Origin of the sequence: Paraburkholderia hospita (assembly GCF_002902965.1) — a bacterium.
GTDB lineage: Bacteria > Pseudomonadota > Gammaproteobacteria > Burkholderiales > Burkholderiaceae > Paraburkholderia > Paraburkholderia hospita.
In genome coordinates, this window is record NZ_CP026107.1 from 1,169,506 (window position 1) to 1,190,518 (window position 21,013).

The 21,013-nt window shown below is 63.2% G+C and carries 20 protein-coding genes; 9 read left to right on the forward strand and 11 right to left on the reverse strand.

From position 1 onward, the window contains the following. The first annotated feature begins 92 nt into the window (after positions 1-92). Entirely contained in the window at positions 93-746 is a 654-nt protein-coding gene (locus C2L64_RS38540) for a DsbA family oxidoreductase (protein WP_007585176.1), read from the forward strand. Between the two features lie 22 nt (positions 747-768). On the opposite strand, the gene C2L64_RS38545 is transcribed toward C2L64_RS38540, so the two are convergent. Then, positions 769-2,964 (reverse strand): TonB-dependent receptor, encoded by a 2,196-nt coding sequence (locus tag C2L64_RS38545; protein WP_007585174.1) that lies wholly within the window; start codon positions 2,962-2,964, stop codon positions 769-771. A 357-nt stretch (positions 2,965-3,321) separates the two neighbouring features. Here C2L64_RS38545 and C2L64_RS38550 point away from each other — a divergent pair, with 357 nt between their 5' ends. The 4 genes from C2L64_RS38550 to C2L64_RS38565 all read left to right on the forward strand — a co-directional run bounded on the left by C2L64_RS38550 (position 3,322) and on the right by C2L64_RS38565 (position 6,653). Further along, on the forward strand, positions 3,322-3,915 hold the full coding sequence (locus tag C2L64_RS38550) for a cytochrome b/b6 domain-containing protein (RefSeq protein ID WP_007730876.1): 594 nt from the start codon (positions 3,322-3,324) through the stop codon (positions 3,913-3,915). Between the two features lie 3 nt (positions 3,916-3,918). Further along, positions 3,919-4,710 carry a molybdopterin-dependent oxidoreductase gene (locus C2L64_RS38555; RefSeq protein ID WP_007585172.1) on the forward strand — a complete coding sequence of 264 codons (792 nt, stop codon included), beginning with the start codon at positions 3,919-3,921 and terminating at the stop codon, positions 4,708-4,710. 53 nt (positions 4,711-4,763) lie between these two features. Beyond that, a complete protein-coding gene (locus C2L64_RS38560) occupies positions 4,764-5,378 on the forward strand; it encodes a hypothetical protein (RefSeq protein WP_007585171.1) in 615 nt (204 codons plus the stop codon). Between the two features lie 126 nt (positions 5,379-5,504). Beyond that, complete coding sequence (locus tag C2L64_RS38565; RefSeq protein WP_007585169.1) at positions 5,505-6,653, forward strand: acyltransferase family protein; 1,149 nt, start codon at positions 5,505-5,507, stop codon at positions 6,651-6,653. 31 nt (positions 6,654-6,684) lie between these two features. Here the strand turns inward: C2L64_RS38565 and C2L64_RS38570 are convergent, their stop codons facing one another. After that, complete coding sequence (locus tag C2L64_RS38570; protein ID WP_007585166.1) at positions 6,685-8,607, reverse strand: SMP-30/gluconolactonase/LRE family protein; 1,923 nt, start codon at positions 8,605-8,607, stop codon at positions 6,685-6,687. Between the two features lie 265 nt (positions 8,608-8,872). Between C2L64_RS38570 and C2L64_RS38575 the strand changes: the two genes are divergently transcribed. From C2L64_RS38575 to C2L64_RS38585, 3 genes are all read left to right on the forward strand, one after another. After that, the gene (locus C2L64_RS38575; RefSeq protein ID WP_007585164.1) at positions 8,873-9,037 is read left to right on the forward strand and encodes an FmdB family zinc ribbon protein; all 165 of its coding nucleotides are present in this window, start codon (positions 8,873-8,875) and stop codon (positions 9,035-9,037) included. A gap of 288 nt (positions 9,038-9,325) precedes the next feature. Next, positions 9,326-9,586 (forward strand): hypothetical protein, encoded by a 261-nt coding sequence (locus C2L64_RS38580; protein WP_007585162.1) that lies wholly within the window; start codon positions 9,326-9,328, stop codon positions 9,584-9,586. 444 nt (positions 9,587-10,030) lie between these two features. Further along, positions 10,031-11,548: a sensor domain-containing diguanylate cyclase gene (locus C2L64_RS38585; protein WP_176133801.1), complete on the forward strand. Its 1,518-nt coding sequence runs from the start codon at positions 10,031-10,033 to the stop codon at positions 11,546-11,548. A gap of 30 nt (positions 11,549-11,578) precedes the next feature. Here the strand turns inward: C2L64_RS38585 and C2L64_RS38590 are convergent, their stop codons facing one another. The 9 genes from C2L64_RS38590 to C2L64_RS38630 form a co-directional block, all read right to left on the reverse strand. Then, positions 11,579-11,932 (reverse strand): RidA family protein, encoded by a 354-nt coding sequence (locus C2L64_RS38590; protein ID WP_007585158.1) that lies wholly within the window; start codon positions 11,930-11,932, stop codon positions 11,579-11,581. 67 nt (positions 11,933-11,999) lie between these two features. Further along, on the reverse strand, positions 12,000-13,166 hold the full coding sequence (locus C2L64_RS38595) for an NAD(P)/FAD-dependent oxidoreductase (RefSeq protein ID WP_176133802.1): 1,167 nt from the start codon (positions 13,164-13,166) through the stop codon (positions 12,000-12,002). A 7-nt stretch (positions 13,167-13,173) separates the two neighbouring features. Then, positions 13,174-14,592, reverse strand: coding sequence for an FAD/NAD(P)-dependent oxidoreductase (locus C2L64_RS38600; protein ID WP_007585155.1), 1,419 nt, complete (start codon positions 14,590-14,592; stop codon positions 13,174-13,176). Next, a complete protein-coding gene (locus C2L64_RS38605; RefSeq protein ID WP_007585152.1) occupies positions 14,582-14,923 on the reverse strand; it encodes a (2Fe-2S)-binding protein in 342 nt (113 codons plus the stop codon). The genes C2L64_RS38600 and C2L64_RS38605 overlap by 11 nt, the downstream gene beginning before the upstream one ends. Positions 14,924-14,930: 7 nt before the next feature. Continuing rightward, positions 14,931-16,067 carry an NAD(P)/FAD-dependent oxidoreductase gene (locus tag C2L64_RS38610; RefSeq protein ID WP_007585150.1) on the reverse strand — a complete coding sequence of 379 codons (1,137 nt, stop codon included), beginning with the start codon at positions 16,065-16,067 and terminating at the stop codon, positions 14,931-14,933. Next, complete coding sequence (locus C2L64_RS38615; protein ID WP_007585148.1) at positions 16,064-16,861, reverse strand: ABC transporter permease; 798 nt, start codon at positions 16,859-16,861, stop codon at positions 16,064-16,066. Before C2L64_RS38615 ends, C2L64_RS38610 begins: the two co-directional genes overlap by 4 nt. 4 nt (positions 16,862-16,865) lie before the next feature. Then, the gene (locus C2L64_RS38620; protein ID WP_007585146.1) at positions 16,866-17,738 is read right to left on the reverse strand and encodes an ABC transporter permease; all 873 of its coding nucleotides are present in this window, start codon (positions 17,736-17,738) and stop codon (positions 16,866-16,868) included. Continuing rightward, positions 17,725-18,795 carry an ABC transporter ATP-binding protein gene (locus C2L64_RS38625; RefSeq protein ID WP_007585145.1) on the reverse strand — a complete coding sequence of 357 codons (1,071 nt, stop codon included), beginning with the start codon at positions 18,793-18,795 and terminating at the stop codon, positions 17,725-17,727. The genes C2L64_RS38620 and C2L64_RS38625 overlap by 14 nt, the downstream gene beginning before the upstream one ends. Before the next feature lie 54 nt (positions 18,796-18,849). Next, positions 18,850-19,914, reverse strand: a complete 1,065-nt coding sequence (locus C2L64_RS38630; protein WP_039900915.1) for an ABC transporter substrate-binding protein — start codon at positions 19,912-19,914, stop codon at positions 18,850-18,852. Positions 19,915-20,049: 135 nt separating this feature from the next. Between C2L64_RS38630 and C2L64_RS38635 the strand changes: the two genes are divergently transcribed. After that, positions 20,050-21,009: a LysR substrate-binding domain-containing protein gene (locus C2L64_RS38635; protein ID WP_007585141.1), complete on the forward strand. Its 960-nt coding sequence runs from the start codon at positions 20,050-20,052 to the stop codon at positions 21,007-21,009. Positions 21,010-21,013: the final 4 nt, after the last annotated feature.

Here is a 21,013-nt window from a genome sequence, read left to right on the forward strand (position 1 = left end):
AATTCGGGTATGTTGCGGCGCGGTAGAAAACGGTCGCGCCTGTTTCTGATAAGGTGCTCCGATCTTCTAGACATTCATTGGATCCGCAACACATGACGCAACAACTCAGAATCGATTTTGTTTCCGATATCGCCTGCCCGTGGTGCGCGATCGGGCTTTCGTCGCTACAACTTGCGCTGTCGCGTCTCGACGATACGGTGAATGCCGAGATCGTCATGCATCCGTTCGAACTGAATCCGCAGATGGGGCCGGAAGGCGAGGCGATCGTCGATTATCTCGGCAAGAAATATGGCCGCACGCCGGCGCAGATCGAAGAGACGCAGGCGATGATCCGCGAGCGCGGCGCAAGCGTCGGTTTTGCGTTCGGGCCGCGCAACTATGTGTACAACACGTTCGATGCGCATCGGCTGCTGCATTGGGCGGGTATCGAAGGCAAGCAGTTGCCTTTGAAGCTCGCGCTGTTGCAGGCTTATCACGGCGACGGCAAGGACCCGAGCAATCGCGACGTGCTGGTCGAAGCCGCGCAATCCGTCGGTCTCGATGCCGCGAAAGCACGCGACGTCTTGAACGGCAACGACTATGCCGACGAAGTTCGCGCAGAAGAGCAGCAGTTCCAGACTATGGGCATCCAGTCCGTGCCGTCGATCGTTTTCAACCAGAAGTATCTGGTGACGGGCGGGCAGCCCGTCGAAGCGTTCGAGCAGGTGATTCAGCAGATTCTTGCTGAAGAGAAAGCGGGCGCGTAGTCGCTTTCTCCCGCCTCAAGCATCAGAAGTATTTGGTCGCGCCTGCATACACCGCGAAATGCGGAGCGTACTGCGGTGCGCCGACGCCGATACCTGAGCCGTCGCGCAGTTCATAAACGCGATTGAAGGCGTTGACGACGAGCAAACGCGCGTCGAACTTGCCGATCAGCGGCTGGTTGAAATGCTGGATCACCCCGAGGTTGACCTGCGCATAGACGGGCAGACGGTCCGTGTTGGCGAAGCCGCTGCGAAGTCCGCTGCCGACGAGTCCGTCGAACGTGAAGGTGGTTCTGCCGAGATCGTAGGTGCCGCCGAACGAAGCCGTCACGCGCTGGTCGTGATCGAGAAACACCCAATGGCTGTTGATGAAGGCCAGTTCGTCGGGATCGAAATTGAACTGCGCCGAACTGATCTGCTTGCCCTGTGCCCGGCTGTACGCGAGGTTCAGATAGGCGGAGACATTGTCGTGTCTGAAGTTCGCCGTGAATTCGACGCCGTACGTCTTGCCGTATTGATAGTTGAACGGCGTGAAGATGAGTGCTGAGCCGAATTGGCCTTCGTCGAGCAGATTGGTCGACTTCTTGTAGTACGCATCGAGCCCGAGCGTGAGCGCCGAGCCGACCTTTTGCGTCACGCCGATATCGAAGTAATGGCTGCGTTCGGGCTGCACGGGATCGTTCTGGCTGGATGGGCTCTGGTTCGTCGTGCCGTTGAACTTCGAGATCGTCGAGCCGGATACCAGTTCGAATGCGGGCGGCGTGAAATAGCGGGCGTAGCCGGCATGCACGGTCGTCGTCGGCGTGAGCGTGTAGACCATGCCGATGCGCGGGCTCAACTGGCTCGCGGTCGTGTATTCGTCCATCCGGTCGTAACGCAGACCGTAGTTCAGCGTGAGGCGGTCGGTGAGCTTCCATTCGTCCTGCGCGTACAGGCTGTACAGGTAGCCCGTTTTGCTGCTGTTGTCCTGAATGTTGAACGGTTGATCGGAGAGCTGGTTGCCGTTTTCATCGACGGCGAAGACGTTCACGCTGTTGTCGAAGACCGCGTGCTCCTGCTGGAAAAACAGGCCTGCGCGCACCGTGTGTTTGTCGTTCAGACGCCAGGTGGTATCGACTTGCGCGCCGTTGGCCGAGTTGCTGTGAAAGTCTTGCGCCGCGACGCCGTTGAACATCAGATCGCCGACGGGGTCCGGGTTGAACTGCGTGCGCGTGTAGCGTGTGAAAAACGCGACCTGATAGTCGAATGTGCCGCCGTTCGTGCCCTGCAACGCAATGGCCGCGAAGTTGTTCAGTTCGGATTGGGTTTCGTTGAGCTGCGATGAATCGAATGTGTTGTTGCCGTTGAGCGTGAAGCTGGTCGGCAGGCCGGGCGTATTCGGAATCTCGAACTGGTTGCTGGTCGTGCCGAACAACAGGCTCACGCGTGTCAGCGGATTGATGATGTACGACAGATAGCCAAACGCGTCGCCTTGTCGCGTGTGATCGTGAATCGCGTTGGCGCTTGCCGTTGGGTTTTCGATGCCCAGATTGTTCATGCCCAGCGAGCCACTCAGATAGTAGCTGAACGGTCCCTTGTTGCCGTATACATCGGCGCTCGTCTTGATGGTCTGATGGCTGCCGCCGAAGACATCGATCGAGCCGCCGTTGCCCGTGTCGCCCGATTTGGTACGGATATCGATGATGCCTGCTGTCCGGTAGCCGTATTGCGCGGGCAACGCGCCCGTCAGCAGATTGAGCTGATCGATGATGCGCGTGTCGAGCGACTGGCCAAAGCCGCTGATCGGCTCCGGAATGATGATGCCGTTGATCCGGTATTGCAGGTTCGCGTGATCGCCGCGCACGTGCAACTGGCCGTATGAATCCGCAGCCACGCCTGGTGCTTGCAATAGCACCTGATTGAGCGGCGTGTTCTGACCGGCGGGCAGGGCGTCGATATCGTCCTGTGTGAAACGGTAGACACTGCTGCCCGTCTCGGGCAACAGGCCGTTGCGAACGTCATCGAGACGTTTGGCGCTCACCTTCACGTCGGTCATCTCGGTTGGGTCGGCGATGCTCTCTGTCGACGCGGAAGGATCCGTAGCCGCCGTTGCCCGTGAAGCGGCACTAAACAGAAGTAGCGTGGCGTACATCACGTGAGTGTGTTTGCGCATTTTGTTTTGATTTGCTGTCGTTGAAATCTTGTTCGATTCGTTTTGATGGCGCGAGCGCGTCCGATCCATAGGAATCCTATGAATGCGTCATGCAGCAGACTTGTTTCCGAATCGCTTACGCGATGACTGATTGCGCGGTTGAAACGGTTGTAGTTATGACTCTCCGTCCTCTCGTCGTGACGAAAGGTAATGCCGGAGATGTTATAACATAACATTGATGCAATGCAAGCGCCGTATGCCGTCTAGAAACGCGCCGTCCGCATTGCCATTGCAAGCCGATTGCAAGAAAAAAATCTGACGACGCGAAGGAATAAGCATCGATCGACAGCGTTAGCCCATATGTCGCGGTGCCTGACGCGCGCGCATGTGCGTGCCCGTTGCGGATCGCGTGGCGCCGGAAACAACAACATCAAACCTGGAGTGGTCTTGAGTCACAACACGGTTCAACCGGGGTGGTTGCGAATTACGCACTGGATCAATGCTTTGGCCGTCGTGCTGATGGTCATGAGCGGCTGGCAGATTTACGATGCGTCGCCGATCTTTCCCGTCATTCATTTCTCTCCTTCGATCACGCTAGGCGGCTGGCTTGGCGGCGCGCTGCAATGGCACTTCGCGGTGATGTGGCTGCTGGTGGCGAACTTCATCGTGTATCTGGCGGCGAATCTTGCGTCGGGCCGCTTTCAGCGCAAGCTGTTGCCGCTCAAACCGACACAGCTTGTCGCCGATCTGGTCGCCGCCTTGCGCGGACGTCTGAAGCACGACGACCTCGCGCATTACAACGCGATCCAAAAGCTCGCCTATCTCGTCGTGATCGCCGATATCGTGCTGATCGTGCTGTCGGGGCTCGCGGTGTGGAAATCCGTACAGTTTCCGTTGCTGCGCACGCTGATGGGCGGCTATGACAATGCGCGCATCGTGCACTTCGTCTGTATGAGCGTGCTGGTCGCGTTCTTCGTCGTGCATGTGATGATGGTCGCGCTCGTGCCGCGCTCGTTGCTGCTGATGATCCGGGGACGCTGAATCATGACGATCCGCAAACGCACCCCGCAGCCAGGCTCTTTTCTCGCGACTCACGGCGAGTCGATCATCCGCGATGCACAGCGCGAACTCAAATCACCCGCGCGACGACTGTTCGGGCAGCGGCTGCTGACGCTTGGTGGCATCGCGATGTTGTCCGGTTGCGATCTGACCAACGACAAGGCAGTGAACACGGCATTGCGCCGCATTTCGTTCTTCAACGACGACGTGCAGGCCCTGCTGTTCGACCCGAACAAACTCGCGCCGACCTATCCCGAGTCGATGATCACGCGTCCGTTTCCGTTCAACGCGTTCTATGACATCGACGACGTGCCCGAAGTGGACGCCGCGTCTTACCGCCTGCAGGTAGGTGGACTCGCGCACGGCAAGGGCGTGTGGACGCTCGACGAACTGCGCGCGCTGCCGCAGGAAAGCCAGATCACGCGGCATATCTGTATCGAAGGATGGAGCGCGATCGGGCATTGGGGCGGCGTGCGCTTCTCCGATTTCCTGCGCCGCGCAGGCGCGGATACTAGCGCCAAGTATGTGTCGCTACGTTGCGCGGACAACTATTGGACCAGCATCGACATGCCGACTGCGCTGCACGCGCAGACGCTGCTCACGCTCACTTACGACAACGACGTGTTGCCGCCGAAGTACGGCTTTCCGATGAAGCTGCGCATGCCGACCAAACTCGGCTACAAGAATCCGAAGCATATCGTCTCCATCGAAATCACGAACCAGTATCCGGGCGGCTACTGGGAGAACCAGGGTTACAACTGGTTCGGCGGTTCGTGACGCAGTAACGTTGTTCTCTCTCGCTACACCTAAACCAACCGTTGGGAGCTTCCATGTCTTTCCGCATCAAACTCGGCGCCACACTTCTGACAGCCACGCTTGCCACGGCTGCGTTCGCGCAGACGCCCGCGACCAAGCCCTCGCGCATCCGCGGTGAAATCGTGTCGCTCGACGGCGACACGCTCAAGGTCCATCGCCGCAGCGGCGATACGGTGTCGATCGAAGTGAAGCCGGCCGTGACCGTTTCGGCCGTCAAGGCAATTCAACTGTCCGATATCAAGCCGGGCTCGTTCATCGGCACGGCTGCGACTACGGGCACGGACGGCAAGCTGACGGCAACGGAAGTCGTGGTATTCCCGGAGTCCGCGCGCGGCACGGGTGAAGGGCACTACGACTGGGACCTCGGGCCGAACAGTTCGATGACCAATGCGAACGTCGACACTGTGGTGCAGAGCACGAGCGGGCGCGACCTGAAGCTGTCGTACAAAGGCGGCAGCAACGACGTGACCGTACCGCCCAATGTTCCCGTCGTGACGTTCACGCCTGCCACGCACGGCGATCTGACGCCGGGCAAGAAGGTGTTCGTCGTCGCGACGCCGGCTTCGCAGGGTAGCTACGTCGCACAGCGTGTCGTCGTCGAGAAGGATGGCGTTGCGCCGCCGATGTAATTGCTGCAAGCGCCGCTCGAGCATTCAAGCCTCGAGTGGCGCTATTTAATTTCGCCAATTATTTTCCATTTTTGTTATCGGCTGCGACGATAAGATCGGCGCAGCCGTAATAAATGGGGCGAAAAAATGGCGAGTACCTTGAAGCTGCCGGCGTCGGCCAATTCCGGAAAATCTTTAAAGATCGACGGCATTCGCTTTCTTGCGGCGTTCTGGGTACTGATGTACCACTTCAAGCCGCCTCTTTTCCGCGAACTCTTGCCGCATCGGCTTTCGTTTCTCGGCGGCGCGCTGTGGTCCGGATCGACCGCATTGTTCGCCGGACCCGCCGCTGTCATCGTGTTCTTTGTGATTTCCGGCTATTGCATTCACGCGGCATATCATAAGGACGTCGCGCTCAAGCCAGTCAACTATTATGCGTCGCGATTCATCCGTATTGGATTGCCGCTCGTCGTTCTGCTATGCGTCGTTCAGCCATTGCCGACGGGGCAGAACTATCTGGAATCGGTGTTGTGGTCGCTTTACTGCGAGATGGTGTATTACGCGGTTTATCCGCTTTTGCGGCCGCGCTTTCACTATATCGGCGAAATGATCGTCGGCTGTGCGCTGACGGCGGCTGCGATGGTTACATGCGTGCGGCTGTTCGGGCATCCCGTTTGCCACGGTTGCGTCTATGAAACCTATCGCGTGCCGGGCACGGCATTGCTGTACGGAGCCGGCTGGATTTCAGGCTGCCTGATCGCGGAGACGCAGCGTAACGCGGCGCAGTTTCAGATTCGTGGCGCGTATTCGCCGCTGACGATGGCGATGAGGCAAGGCCTGGATGCGAGCACGCGTCTGCTTGCCAACCATCTCGTCGTGCTGAGGACGGTGATTGTTGCCGCAGGCGCAGCCGTGATGATTCTGCTGTCGGAATCGAGTCTCAAGCCGGCCGCGCTGCCGTTGATCACACCGGATATCACGCTGCCAGTATTTCAGATCCTCGCGGCGATCTGGATCGCGACGGAAACCGCGACGCCGTCACAATCCCGTTCGTGGACGGTGCTGGCTGCATGCGGCGCGTGGTCCTACAGCCTTTATCTTTGCCACAAGACCGCGCTGGCGCTACTCGAAATGACGACATTCGACGAAACCTCGCGCTACGCATGGTTCGTCGAAGTGGCGCTGGCCCTCGCGATCAGCTACGCGTTCTACCGGATCATCGAAAAGCCTTCGCACGTCATTTCGCAGCGGCTGCGAAAGTACACACCGGACGTGCCGGGCGCGCCCGCGGCCTGAACCGCAGCGGCGCTGCCCTTGCGCAAAGACGTCACGGCGTCCAGCGATAAACAATGATGCTCGATCCGTTGTAGTTGTCTTTCGTGACCACGTACTCGCCCGTCGATCTGAGGTAGGCACGCAGGCCATACATCGAGTCGACATCGTTGCCGACGTCCACATTGACCGGGTTCGAATTGGTCAGCGTTGTGTCGAGGCGCCCCGTGGTGAGATTGAACGCGTCGATGTTCGGCACCGTGTGCACGTAGCCGATGAACAGATAGTCGCCCGCCGCCGTCATCGATTTCGCATTTGCGCTGGTGAGATTGATCACCGGGTCGGGGCGCGTCATATTGCCCGCGCTCCAGCCGTGATACACCTCGATCCGCGTGTTCATCGCGGTCCAGTCCCAACTGCCCGCGATGCCTTGCGCAAGAATCATCGTGTCGCTTTCGGCGAGATAGATGATGCGTGTCAATGGGCGGATGCTCATGGGAATGGGCAAAGCGATGCCGGGTCCCCATGCCGGCTTGCCGTATCCATCGAAGCCCGTCAGCGGATAGTGATAGATGTGATTCGTGCGATCGAGCCCGGCCCACACGTCGCCTTTGCTGTCGATGCTGAAACCGCCCGTCACCGGGCACGTCGTATTGAACGCGGCACCAGGCAGCGAAGCATCCGGCACCGCGATATAGCCCTTCGACGGTTCGAAATGGAAGAAGTAGAAGATGGCCGGGTTCTGTCCTGACGCAACGAGAATCCGGTTGCCGCCGACGCTGACGAGCTGGCCAAAGTGCTCGTCGCGTTGCGTGTCGTTGACGTTGAGGCGCGGGTCGTTGGGATACGAGAAAGGATCGACGGTATTCGCGACGAAAGTGCCGCCCGCCGTGCCCGAATGGATGTTCGTGCCGCTATAGAACAACGCGCCATCCGTCACGGGATCGGGCGCGGCGACAGCTTCGAAGTTGAGCGACTGCAGCTTCCACAGCAGGCTACCTGCGCTGTTATACGCGTGAATGTCCGTGCCGCCGTTGCGGCCGAGATCCCAGCCGCCGCCCCACGGATTGTTGAGAACATACAGATTGCCGGCCGAGTCCCTGCCGATGCCTTCAATACGTGTGAAGCGCTTGTCGCCGACCTGGCCTTTGATGCCCGTCGTGGTGTCGAGATAGCCGCCCTGAACGCCGAAGGTGCCCGCCAGTTGCGGCGCGCCTGACAAGCTGTAGAGCTTGATGTTCATGTCGGGGCCTTCGTCGCCGACCATCAGCAGGCCCGTCGATGCATCGAAGTACAAAGCGGAAGGACGCGAAGTCGCGGCCATCTGGATCGTGTTCAGCAAGGCGCCCGTGGGACCGTATTCGACGATGGCGCTCGCGCTCTTGCGCGCCACCCAGACATTGCCCGCGCTATCCAGTGCGAGCGCCCCGGGTCCAGCGACGCTGAAGTCCTGCTGCCATGCGCCATCCGTCGTGAAGACGCGCACGCGATTGCCGAAGAAATCGCTCGCATAGAGCAGCGAGCCGGCCGTCGCGAGTCCCGTGATCGCATCGGCGCGGGTCACCGCGTTCCATGTGCTGACGTTGATGACGAGATCGCGTGTGCCCGTCGCGCGGTTATAGCGGCCGACGCCGCCGCTGCCGTATTGCGTGCCCGCCTGCATCGCAGCAAAAATCGATGTCGCATTGCCCGTAATGGCGCTGCCTTGAAACTCGCTATGGATACCAATCGATCCGACGCTTCGTCCGTTCTGGTAGATTGCAACGCCGCCTTCATTTTCGTCCCACATCGAAGCTGTATAGACGACGCCTTCTGGCGCGACCCACATCGAACGCGCGGCATTGCCCACGTGCGACGCAAGCGTGCCATAAGTATTCGCGAGCCAGTCGGTCGTGTATTGCGCATGACAGACCGATGCGATCATTGCAATGAATGCGCTGAAGAACAGGGCGTGTAGCCGTATTCGTCTGTTGTGCATGCGATAGATTCTCCTGACGTCGATCGATCGGATAAGTGAGTAAATCGTGCATTGGCGATGCAGCAAATTTTAAGTGCCCATTTATTCAAACGGGTATCGATATCCGAACGTGAGTGCAGAAAAAGTAATCTCCGATGCTGAGCGCATAGCCAGCACCCATACGCGATACGAAAAACCCTTCAATCGATGCATGCCGCACTAGAATGGGTTACTGCCGTATGCGTTTTCGCATCCGCATCCAATTCTTCCGCATCGGAGAATCAGCATGCCGACCTATCAGTATCGTTGCGAGAGTTGTGGGGAAAAGTTCGAGCACGCGGAGCACGTCGCAGAACATGCGACGGCGCAGCTGAAATGTCCTAAATGCGGAAGCGACAAGGTGCAGCACGCACCGACGCCTTTCGTCGCGAAGACGTCGCGCAAGAGTTGAGCGCGTGGCATAACGCGAGGCACGCAGATGAAACCATGCGACGCATGCAAGGCTTTAGCCGGAAAGCCGTCGTCAGCGCCGCCGCATGGCGATTTGAGCGCCATGGGTTCTGACGCCAGGGTGTCGCCGGCGTCTCCCGCCGAACGCTATGACGAATACCGTTGCACCGTCTGTGGTAACTGGATGCTTAGAAACACGCCTGGCATCTGGTCGCTGCGCAATCCGTCGGGCGCATCCGCCGCGTGAACGAGCGACGTTCACTAGCGGAATTTTCTGATCGAGGTCGTGATGGCATGGCTTGTCATTCTGCACGGCGCTTACTGGCGCAACGTTTCACACGACGTATTCAGCGAGCATCCGAAAGAGGACGACTGGAGCCAGATGACGTGCGACACCTTCGACGCAAGCGAAGGCATGTGCGAAGCGGAAGTCGATGGCCTGAAAATCCTGATTCCACGCAATACGGTGATTGCCGCCGTGAACCTGCAGGATCGCGAGCAGGCAAAAGGTTTTGCTTTGCCTGCCCGCGATGAGCACGTTCATCGTTGACGGCGCGCATCAATGCCTGTCGGCGACCGTGCTGATGCTCACACCATCGGCGTGGCTTGAGGCGGCAATCGCTTTATCTCTCCTTCGGGCGTTATCGGCTGTGAATTGCCGTTAGCGCTCCTGCGCGCAGACCGACCCGATCAGGACTTCGTCGTCGCTACGTTGTTCGACGACGATGCGCCGCAGTCGTTCTTTCACCGCATGCTCGACTCTCACGGAAACGTCAGTCTCCGGGATTGCAGACGGATGCGCGCTCAACGGAATTTTGCGTGAGTAACATATACACGCGGCCAGCACGAGCGGCCAAAACTACGGCATCATGCGTCACCTGCCGCTTGCGTCGCGTTTACCTGACTCAAGACCCGCATTTTCAGGCCGTTAATTCAGAGAGCAAAGCTTGCCCCGTGATGGGCCGGAATGCAGCGTCCCGACCACGGCCGAGCCATGTCCGAGAAAACTTCCATGTTCGATTCGCTACTGGCGACGCCCACGCCAGAGAAGGCCGTTGTCAGTCCGTCGGTGCGCGCAGCGCTGCTGTCCGCGCTGTTCGACAACGCATGGCCGTTGTTCCTGTCGGGCATCTCCAGCATTTTCGTGGCCGTCGTTGCGTGCTTCCGGCTGCATCAGACATGGACGGCGCTCTGGCTGATTGCCGATATCGCCCTGCTGGCCGCACGCCTCGGGATCGTGCGCCTTTATGTGGCGCGCAGCCGCGTCGGTGAGGTGCATCCCGGCCCGTGGGCCGCCCGCTACGCGCCCGTCAGCCTGATTGCCTGCCTGCTGCTCGGGCTCGGCACGGCGGCGTGCTTTCTGTCACCGGACAAGGAACTGGCCACGCTCGCGATCATGGTCGCAGCAGGCATTCTCGGCGGCATCGCGTCGCGCAACGCGGCGCTGCCGCGGCTTGCGATCGCGCAGATCTTTCTCGGCACGGTGCCCATCGGCATTGGTGCGCTGATCGCGCCGCAAAGCGGCGCATGGATTCTCGTGCCGCCGCTCATCGCGTACAACGCGGCAATGGTATCGGTCGTGTGGCGCCACTATAACGGCCTCGTCGCGCTGATGACGGCCGAACAGCGGCACGCCGAACTGGCCGCGCGCTTCGACGCCGCGTTGGCCTACATGCCGCATGGCCTGTGCACCGTCGACGGAGCGGGCAAGGTCGTGATCGCCAACCGCCGCACGGCGGAGCTGTTCGGCGCGACCGTCGAGATGCTCAAGCTCAACGTGCCGCTGCCCGAGTTCATCGGCCACGTCGGCATCACGCAGTTCGGCGGGACGCTGCGCAAGCGGCTCGTCGAACGGTTCAGCGCATGGCTCGGCGACGAGCGCAGCCCGATGGGTCTCGAACTGCAGGACGGCCGCCAGCTGGAATTGACCCGCAACCCGGTGCCGGACGGCAGCGCCGTCATCATCATCGAGGACGTGACGGAGCGGCGTCAGACGGAGGCGAAGATCCTGCACCTCGCGCGGCACGACGCGCTGACGGGCCTACCGAACCGCCGCGAGCTGCGCGACCGGCTAGAGCAGATCCTGCTGGACCGCGCGCGGATGAAGGGCGATGCGATCGCGATGATGTATCTGGACCTGGACGGCTTCAAGCAGGTCAACGACCGGCTCGGCCATTGCGCGGGCGACGAGGTGCTGGAGACGGTCGCCTCGCGGCTGTCGCGCGTGCTGCGTCCGGGCGAACTGGTCGCGCGCCTGGGCGGCGACGAGTTCGCGATCATCGCCGACCACACCACGCTACCTTCCGTTGTCGCGCTGGCTCAGCGGGTGATCCGCGACATCGCGCTGCCGTATCACCTGTCGACAGGCGAGGCCGTCAGCATCGGCACCAGCGTCGGCATTGCGCTGGCGGCGAACGACGATTCCGTCGACGGCCTGATCCGGCGCGCGGATCAGGCGTTGTATACCGCGAAGCAGGCGGGCCGGGGCACGTATCGCGTGGCGAACGCGTAGGCGCGCGGCACGCGCTTCGAAGCGCCGCCGCTACGCCAGCGCGACGACGGCGATCTCGACCAGCAGCTCAGGCGCGGCGAGCTTCGCCTCGACGGTCGCGCGGGTCGGCGCGCAGCCGGGCGCGACCCACGCGTCCCAGACGCTGTTCATCCCCGCGAAATCGCGCTCGATATTCGCGAGCCACACCTGAGCCGACACGAGGCGCGTTTTGTCGATGCCAGCCTTCTCCAGAAAGCCGTCGATCTTCGCCAGCACGCTGGCCGTCTGGATCTTCACATCAGCCGCGTGATCGTTCGACGTCTGGCCGCCGATGAACACAAGCCCCGCCGCCTTGACGACACGGCTCATGCGCTGATTCGTTTCGATTCTCACGATATCGGACATACCTTGATTTGCTCCCTGGTTGAAGTGGTGGAAAGCGCGCCGGACAGGACGCGCGTAAAGCAACGGATCAATGAGCGACGGCGCTCGCCGTCCGTTCGGAGATGGCCTGCCGCGCGAAGCGGTCGATCGCGAATGCATCAAGCGGCAACGAAGCCTTGCCGTCGAGCACCAGTTCGGAGACGAGCCGCCCGCATGCCGGTCCGAGCTGAAACCCGCTGCCGCAATAGCCGAACGAGTAGACGAGATTCGACGCGCGACGGCTCGCCGAGATCACGGGCAACGCGTCGTCGGTGAAGGCTTCGACGCCCGCCCACGCGCGATTCACGCCAAGATGCCGCAAATGCGGAAACAGATCGACAACGGTATTCGCGCTGCGAACGAGCCGCGCGAAGTCGACCTCGCCGTGCCGTCCATCGAGGTCGGCAATACCGATCAGCTTGCCGCCGATCACGACGGTGCCGTTGTCGAACTGCTTGAACGACAGCGGCCGTCCCGTTGCGCCGAGCGTCGCGCGGCAGAACGGCGCGACGCGATGCGTCACCATCAGCATCAGCCCTTCGGGATGAACGGGCACGCGTTCGCCGACCTGCTCGGCCAGTTGGCCCGCCCACGCACCCGCCGTGATGACGAGCTTTTCCGCGCTGAACGTGCCGTGCGGTGTCTGCGCAAGCCAGCGTATGCCGCACTGCTCGATGCGAGTAACGGGCGTGCCTTCGAAGAACTGCGCGCCGTGTCGCTGCGCGGCAAGCCGGAAGGACGTCGTGGTCTTGAACGGCAACGCGTAGCCGTCGCGCTCGACCCAGATGCCACCCGTCACATGCGACGCGAGCGCGGGTTCGAGTTCGAGCAAAGTCGCGCGGTCGATCAGCCTTTCGTGCGTGAAGCCATGCGCTTCGAGCAGCGCGACGCGTTCGCGGCATTCGTCGAGTTCTGCCTCCGTCTCCGCGATCTTCAACTGGCCGGAAGGCACGAAGCCGCCGTCGTCACCGATCGTGTCGCGCAACGTGTGCCAGATTTCGCGCGACATCAGCGCCAGCGGAATTTCCGGCACAGGCCGTCCGAGCGTGCGCACGCCGCCCGCGTTCACGCCCGACGAGTGCCGCGCGACGTAGTCGGCTTCGAGCACGATCACTTTCGCGCCGCGCGCGGCCAGATGAAACGCGCTGCTCGATCCGTGCAGGCCGCCGCCGATCACGAGCACATCGGCTTCGCGCGTGGCGGCGGAAGGGGACATGGCGGCGTCATTCACCGGCGAGTTCTCCGAGTGTCAGCGGCTTGATAGGCGGACGGATGCGGTAGTAGCCGACTTCGCCCGGCGGTACCTTGCGCGCGTCCGCGATGATCTCGGTGACGGTCAGCCCGCACATCCGCCCCTGGCACGGCCCCATCCCGCAACGTCCAAACGACTTCGCCTGGTTCGGTCCGAGGCAGCCCAGTTCGACGAAGCCGCGCACGTCGCCCGCTGTGACTTCTTCGCAGCGGCAGACGATCACGTCGTCGTGCGGAATGCGGTTTGCGTCGCGCGGGCGGTACAGGCTGTCAAGAAACAGGCGGATGCGCAGCACGCTTGCGAGCGCGCGGCGATGCGGCGCCGCTTCGATGTCGCGCGTGGCCGCGTCGATCGCGCCGAGCTGGCACACGGCCTGCAGCGCGCTCAATGCACCTTGCTCGGCGGCAGCAAGCGCGCCGCCGATGCCCCCGCCGTCGCCCGCGATAAAGATGCCCGGCACGTCGAGTTCGCCCCACGCATCCGTGGTCGGCGCGAAGCATAGCTGCGCAGTGTCCCAGTGGTGTTGCGCGCGGAGCGAGAGCGTGAATTGCGTGTTCGGCACGACGCCCTGATGCAGCAGGATCACGCTCGCTTCGATCTTGTGCGCGCGGCCCTGCGTCGTGAAGCTCAGCGCGGCGGCGCGCTCGACGCCGTCGGCGTCCTGCTTCGATTCGACGCGCAGATCGTCGGCGGCCTCGAAGATCGGGACACCGGCGTCGCGCAGCGTGCGGATCAGTTGCAGCCCCTTGCCGAGAAACGGCCACGCGCGCAGCGCGGACAGCAGATGCTTCTTCGCGCGCCAGCGGTCCTCGTGACGCGTCGTATCGACGAGCGCGCGGATCGGCACGCCCGCTCTCACGTACTGCCAGCCGAGCAGATAGAGCAGCGGGCCGCAGCCCGCGAGAACGGGCGGCTCGGCAGGCACTTCGCCCGCGCTTTTCAGCAGGATCTGCGCGGCGCCCGCCGTCAGCACGCCGGGCAGCGTCCAGCCGGGAATCGGGAACGGACGTTCCAGCGCGCCCGTCGCGAGAATCACGCGCTGCGCGTCGAAGCTGCCGACTTTGCCGTCCTTCAGGTAATGCACGGACCGCTCACGCGTGACCTGCCACACGGATGCATGCGCGACATGCCGCGCGCCGGAGCGCACGAACGCGTCGGCAATCGCGGCGCCCGCGGCGTAGTCGGGGCCGAGTATCTCCTTGCGGCGTGCGTCGGCACGGCCAATCGCGCGATAGATCTGCCCGCCGACGGCATCCTGCTCGTCCAGCAGCACGACGGAAAGACCGGCGCGCGCCGCGCGCGTCGCCGCGCTCATGCCGGCGGGACCCGCGCCGACCACGACGACGTCGACGGCTTCGGACACAAACTCTGCGGCGTGTTCAGCGGCCATGAGCATCCTCCAGCGAAACAGCGACGGGCGGCAGATCGCGCGCGCCTTCCTGCGAGCGGATGCGCATGCCGTCGCGCACGGTCACCATGCAGCTTTGCCGGCTCGGCACGCCGTCGATCTCGACCAGACACTCGAAGCACGCGCCCATCATGCAATACGGCGCGCGCGGCGCGCCGGACACGGGCGTCGCGCGAAACCGCGCAATGCCGGAAGCCAGCAGCGCTGCGGCCACCGACCGGCCGCCCGGCACGCGCAGCGGCTGATCGTTGAACCAGATATCGACGGGCGCATCGGCGCCGAACAGGGCCTTGAATAGCGGTGTGGGAGTCATATCGGAATCAGTGAGCGGGAATGAGAGCAGGGGATTCGGTGAAGCGCGTGCCGGAAAACGCGGGAAGCTCGTCGGGCATCGCGCCGCCGCTGATCCACGGCGCGATGCGCAACGCGTGCGCGGCGGCGAGCGTCACGCCGCTGTGGCAGGTGACGACGAAGGCGCCCGGATGCACCGCCGACTGGTCGTAGATCGGAAAGCCGTCCGGGCTGTAGACCCGCAGCGCGGCCCATGTGCGGACCAGCCGCACGTTCTTCAGCATCGGGAACGCGCGCACGCCGCGCCGGGCGATGTCGGACAGTACGTGCGTGGTGGTGAAATCGTTCAAGCCGACTTCTTCCATCGAATCGCCGAATTGCACGGTGCCTTCGTCCGTTTGCCGGACATTGAGCGTCGGGTAGTGCAGAAATGGCGCGACGCGCTCGCTGATCAGCACCTGCCCGCGGTTCGGCGCAACGGGCGCATGCAGACCGACATGCGGCGCGAGCGCGCGATTGCCAAGGCCTGCCGCGAGCACCACGCGCGCCGCGCGATACGTGCCGCGCTTGCCCTGCACGGCGAAGCCGTCGCCGTCGGGCGTGATGCGCAGCGCTTCCTCGTTGTTGACGAGCTTCACGCCGCGCCGCTGCATGCCTGTGTGCAGCGCGCGCAGCAGCTTGAGCGGATTGACGTGCCCATCCATCGGCGTATAGCTGGCGCCGATCACGTCCGGCCCGATCTGCGGCAGGCGCTCGCGCACTTCGCGCGCATCGAGCAACTGATACGGATAGTCGCCCAGCTCGCGTTGCAGCGTGCCGAGCCGCTTCGCGCGGTCGGCGAGATCGTCGTCGGAGAAGCAGAAGTGAAAGCCACCAGGCTGGCGCAGCGCGACGTCGATACCCGTTTCGTCGAGCAGCGCCGCGGCGAGCGCGGGCCAGCGCGTGGCCGAACTGCGCGACCAGCGCGCATAGGGCGACAGGCCGTAGCCCTTGCCCTGAATCCAGACCAGCCCGAAATTGCCGCGCGACGCGCGAAATGCGCCGTCGTCCTGATCGAGCACGGTCACTTGCGCGCCTTCGCGCGCCAGGCCCCAGGCGAGGGCGGAACCGACCAGCCCGCCGCCCAGCACAAGCACGTCGGGATTGGCGGATGAGTTGCGGGTCATCGTGCTTCTCCGATCAGGATGCGGTCCAGTCCGACCATGCGGTCGAGCAGCACCATCAGCAGAACCGTGCCGACGATCAACACCGCCGACACGGAAGCGACGAGGGGATCGATGGTCTGCGCGATCTGGTTGTACATGGCGACGGGCAGCGTGGTCGTGCCGGGCGTCGCGACGAAAATGGTCATCGTGAGTTCGTCGAAGCTCTGGATGAAGGACAGCACCCAGCCGCCCGCGACGCCCGTGCGGATCATCGGCAGCACGACGCGGCGAAACGCGGTGAAGCGGCTCGCGCCGCACGACAGCGCGGCGCGCTCGGCGTCGCGGTCGAGCCCGACAGCCGATGACAGCGCGAGCCGCAGCGCATACGGCAGCACGACGATCACGTGCGTCGCGACGAGCGCCCAGAACGAGCCGCTCAGATGCAGCATCGACAGGAAGCGCAGGAACGCGATGCCGAGCACGACGGCGGGAATCATCATCGGCGAGAGGAAGAAGCTCATCAGCGCGGCGCGGCCCGTAAAGCGGTAACGCGCGATCGCGAGCGCGGCGGGCACCGCGAGCGCGACGCCGATGGTCGCCGCCGCGAACGCGAGCCGCACCGAGAGCCAGAACGCCGACACGATGTCGCCGTTCTCCAGAATCGCGCGAAACCAGCGCAGCGACGCGCCGTCGAACGGCATCGAGATGAAGCCCTTGTCGGTGAACGCGACCAGCAGCACCACGACGAGCGGCGCGAGGATGAAAGTGAGGAACAGCGCGTTGAACAGCAGGCCCCAGAATCCGTTCTGTTTCATGGCGTCACTCGAAAATGTGCTTGAAACGGCGTTCGGCGAGACGGCTGCAACCCATCACGATCGCGACGTTCGCGATCAGCAGCAGCACCGCGATGCTCGCGCCGAGCGGCCAGTTCAGCGTGCCGAGGAATTCGTCGTAGGCGGCTGTCGCGACGACTTTCAGACGGCGCCCGCCGATTAGCGCAGGCGTCGCGAATGCCGAAGCCGACAGCGCGAACACGATGATCGAGCCGGACAGCACGCCGGGCATGATCTGCGGCAGCACCACGCGGCGAAACACGCGCAGCGGCGAGCCGCCGAGCGACAGCCCCGCCCATTCGACCTGCGGATCGAGCTTCTGCAGCGTCGCCCACACGGACATCACCATGAACGGCACCAGCACATGCGTGAGCGCGATGATCATGCCCGTCATCGTGAAGACGAGGCGGATCGGCTCGGACGTGATGTGCAAGGCCTGCAACGCGTTGTTGAGCACGCCGTTGTTGCCGAGCAGGATCTGCCAGCCGAGCGTGCGCACGACGACGGAGATCAGCAGCGGCCCGAGCACGATCAGCAGGCACAGCGACTGCCACGGCCGTTTCATGCGCGCGAGGACGATGGTTTCCGGCACACCGAGCAGCACGCTCAGCAGCGTCACCGCGAGCGCGAGGCCCGCCGTGCGCAGGAAGATTTCCGCGTAGTACGGATCGCTCACGACCTCGGCGTAGTTCTTGAGCGTGTACGCAGCCTGCACGCCCGCCACATCGCTGAAGACGCGAAACGACAGCAGCAGCGTCAGCACGAGCGGCACGAGCAGGAGTGCGCCGAACAGCAGCAGCGCGGGCGCAGAGAGCAGCCACGGCGCGGCGCCCGCGCGCGAATCGTCAAGCGTTGCCATGGGCGCTCTCCCGGGTCAGCACGCGCAGATCGTCGTCGGTGAAAGCGAGGCCGACTTCGTGGCCTTCCTCGGGCGGCGGCGCGCCGTAGTTCGGCTGCGCGACACGCAGCATGCCGAGTTCGGTGTCGACTTCGAGCAGCCATTGATTGCCGATGAACACACGGTTCGCGATGCGCCCGTGCATGCGGGCATCGCCATTCGCGAGACGCACTTTCTCAGGGCGGATGTACACGTGCACCGCGCCTTCCACCTCGCGGCCTTCGTGCGGCACATGCAGCGTCGTACCCGCGACGTCCACGACCGCGCAGCGCGGATTGCGCCCCAGTACTTCACCGGGCAGCGTATTCGTGCGGCCGAGAAACGTCGACGCGAACGGCGTTGCGGGGCGCTCGTACGCATCGAACGGCGTGCTCAGTTGCGCGATGCGCCCGCGATGCAGCACGGCGATGCGATCGCTCATCGTCATCGCTTCGACCTGATCGTGCGTGACGAGGATCGTCGTGATGCCGAGGCGCTTCTGGATCGCGCGCAGTTCGATATGCATTTCCTCGCGCAGCTTCGCGTCGAGATTCGACATCGGTTCGTCGAGCAACAGCAGCTCGGGGCGCATCGCCAGCGCCCGCGCAATCGCGACGCGCTGGCGCTGGCCACCCGACAGTTCCTTTGGATAGCGAGCGTCGAGCCCCTTCAGGCGCACCAGATCGAGCGCTTCGGCGACGCGCACCGCGCGCTCGTCGCGCTTCATGTTGCGCATCTCCAGACCGAAGCCAACGTTGCCCGCCACCGTCATGTGCGGAAACAGCGCGTAGCTCTGGAACACCACGCCCATGCCGCGCTTTTCGGGGCGCTCGTGCGTGATGTCGCGGCCGCCCAGCGTGATGCGGCCCGCGCTCGGCGTGACGAAGCCGGCGATCATCTGCAGCGTGGTCGTCTTGCCGCAGCCGGACGGGCCCAGCAGTGACAGAAACTCGCCGCGCTCGACGGACAGATCGATATGCTCGACGGCAGTGAAGTCGCCGTAGCGCTTCGAGAGGCCTTGCAGGGTGAGGAAGGTCATAAGCGGCGGTCCTGTGCGGATGCGGGCGTTGCGGCTGTGATGCGGCTGCGGTGCTTATCGCTCGACCGAGCGGTTCCAGCGCTCCGTCCATTCGGTGCGGTGCTGGTTGATCGTGGCCCAGTCCATCGCGGTCAGCTTGCTCACCTGGTCCGGACCATACGGCACGCGCGCGGCCACGTCGGGCGTCAGCTTGACGGTCTTGTTGACGGGGCCGAGGCCGATGCCTTGCGCCTGCATCGCCTGCACTTCGGGGCTCAGCAGGTACTGGATGAAGTCCTGCGAGAGCTTGGGCTGCGCGTTCTCGGCCACGGGGCACGCCGCGACCTGCAACGCGACGCCGCCTTCCTTCGGATAGACGAACTTGAGCGGGAAGCCGGTGTTTTGCAGCGCGACCGCGCGGCCGCTGCCGTAGGGCGCGATGATGACGTCGCCGGCCTGCATCAGACCGTCCATCTCGCCGGGCGTCGGCGCCCATGACAGCACGTCGGGTGCGACCTGCTTCGTCATCGCGTTGAAGCCCGGGTCGATGTTCTTCTCGCCGCCGCCGTTCATGCGCGCGAGCATCACGAGCGTATGCAGGCCATAGGTGTTGGTGATGGGCGGCACGCCGAGCTTGCCCTTCAGGCGCTTGTCGGTCAGCACCTGCCACGAGTCGGGAGCGGGCAGGCCGAGCTTCTTGAACGCCTGTTCGTTGTAGCCGATGCCCGTCGCCACCATGCCGACGCCGACGGCCGTGGGGCCGAGCCGCGCGAGCGGATAGAGGTCCTTCATCACGGGCGCCTCGTCGACCTTCGTGCACAGGCCGAGCTGCATTGCCTGATACATCGGGCCGTCGTCCATCACCGCGACGTTGATCTGCTGATGCCCTTTCTGCGCCTGGAGCTTCGCGAGCGTGTCGCTCGAATTGCCCGCGACGTAGACGATCTTCACGTCATGCGCCTTCTCGAACGGCGGGATGATCTTCTGACGATAGAGCTGCTCATTGGAGCCGCCGACGTTCGCGACATACAGCGTCGTCTCGGCGTGCGCGAGCAACGGTGCGGTCAGGCAGGCGGCGGAAAGGGCGGAGGAGATAACACGGATCGTAAAACGGCAACGGCGGCGCAGCGTTTCTTGCATGACGACGATCTCCATTCAGTGTGGGAAAGGACGCTCTGGCGGCGTGTCAATGAATCACAGTCTGGTCCGCAATGGTCATATCGTCCAATACGAATAAAATAGCTATCCATACATGGTTGATATGGGTTGAAGACGATGAACCTGAAGCATATCGAGGCGTTTCGCGCGGTGATGGTGGCGGGGTCGATGACGGCGGCGGCGAAGGCGCTCTTCACGTCGCAGCCGAACGTGAGCCGTCTGATCTCGCAGCTCGAACGCGAGACGGGCTTGCTGCTGTTTCAGCGCAGCGGCGTGCGGCTGATTCCGACCAGCGAAGGCACGGCGTTCTTTCGTGAAGTGGAGCGCGCGTATGTCGGCCTGCAGGGGCTCACCAATGCCGCCGCGCAGATTCGCAACCTGGGCAGCGGACGTCTGCGTATCGCGGCGATGCCGTCAGCGGGCCTGACGCTCGTGCCGCATGCGATCAAGCGCTTTCAGGACTTGCATCCGGGCGTGACTGTGTCGCTGCACGTGAACACGTCAGGCACCGTCAATCACTGGACGGCATCGCAGTTCTGCGATCTGGGCGTGGCCGTGTATATCAGCGAGGCGTCGAATTGCGATGTCGAAATGCTGTCGACAGTCGCCGCTGTCTGCGTGATGCCTGCTGCGCACCGGCTTGCTTCGAAGGCCGTCATCAAGCCGGCCGATCTGCAAGGCGAGTCGTTTATTTCGCTGTGTCATGGCGACGGCACGCGCGCGCAGATGGACGAGGTGTTCGTGCGTGCGGGCGTCGAACGCAAACTCGCAATCGAGGCGCAGTACACAGCGATCTGCTGTGAACTGGTGCGCTGCGGAATGGGCGTGACGCTTGCGCATCCGGGCGTGGCGCTGGATTTTGCCGGGCCGGATATCGCCATCCGGCCGTTCTCGCCAGCGGTGATGTTTCCGATGTATCTGCTTTTTCCGCCGAATCAGCCGCGCGAGCGGCTGGCTGCGGCGTTCGTCGAAGTGCTCCGCACGGAGCATGAGGAAGTGATGGAGAAGCTGGCGCTGATCGTCCCTGAGTCAACGCCGAAACGCACGCGCAAGCAAGGCGCTAAACGTGCGGGGTAATGAC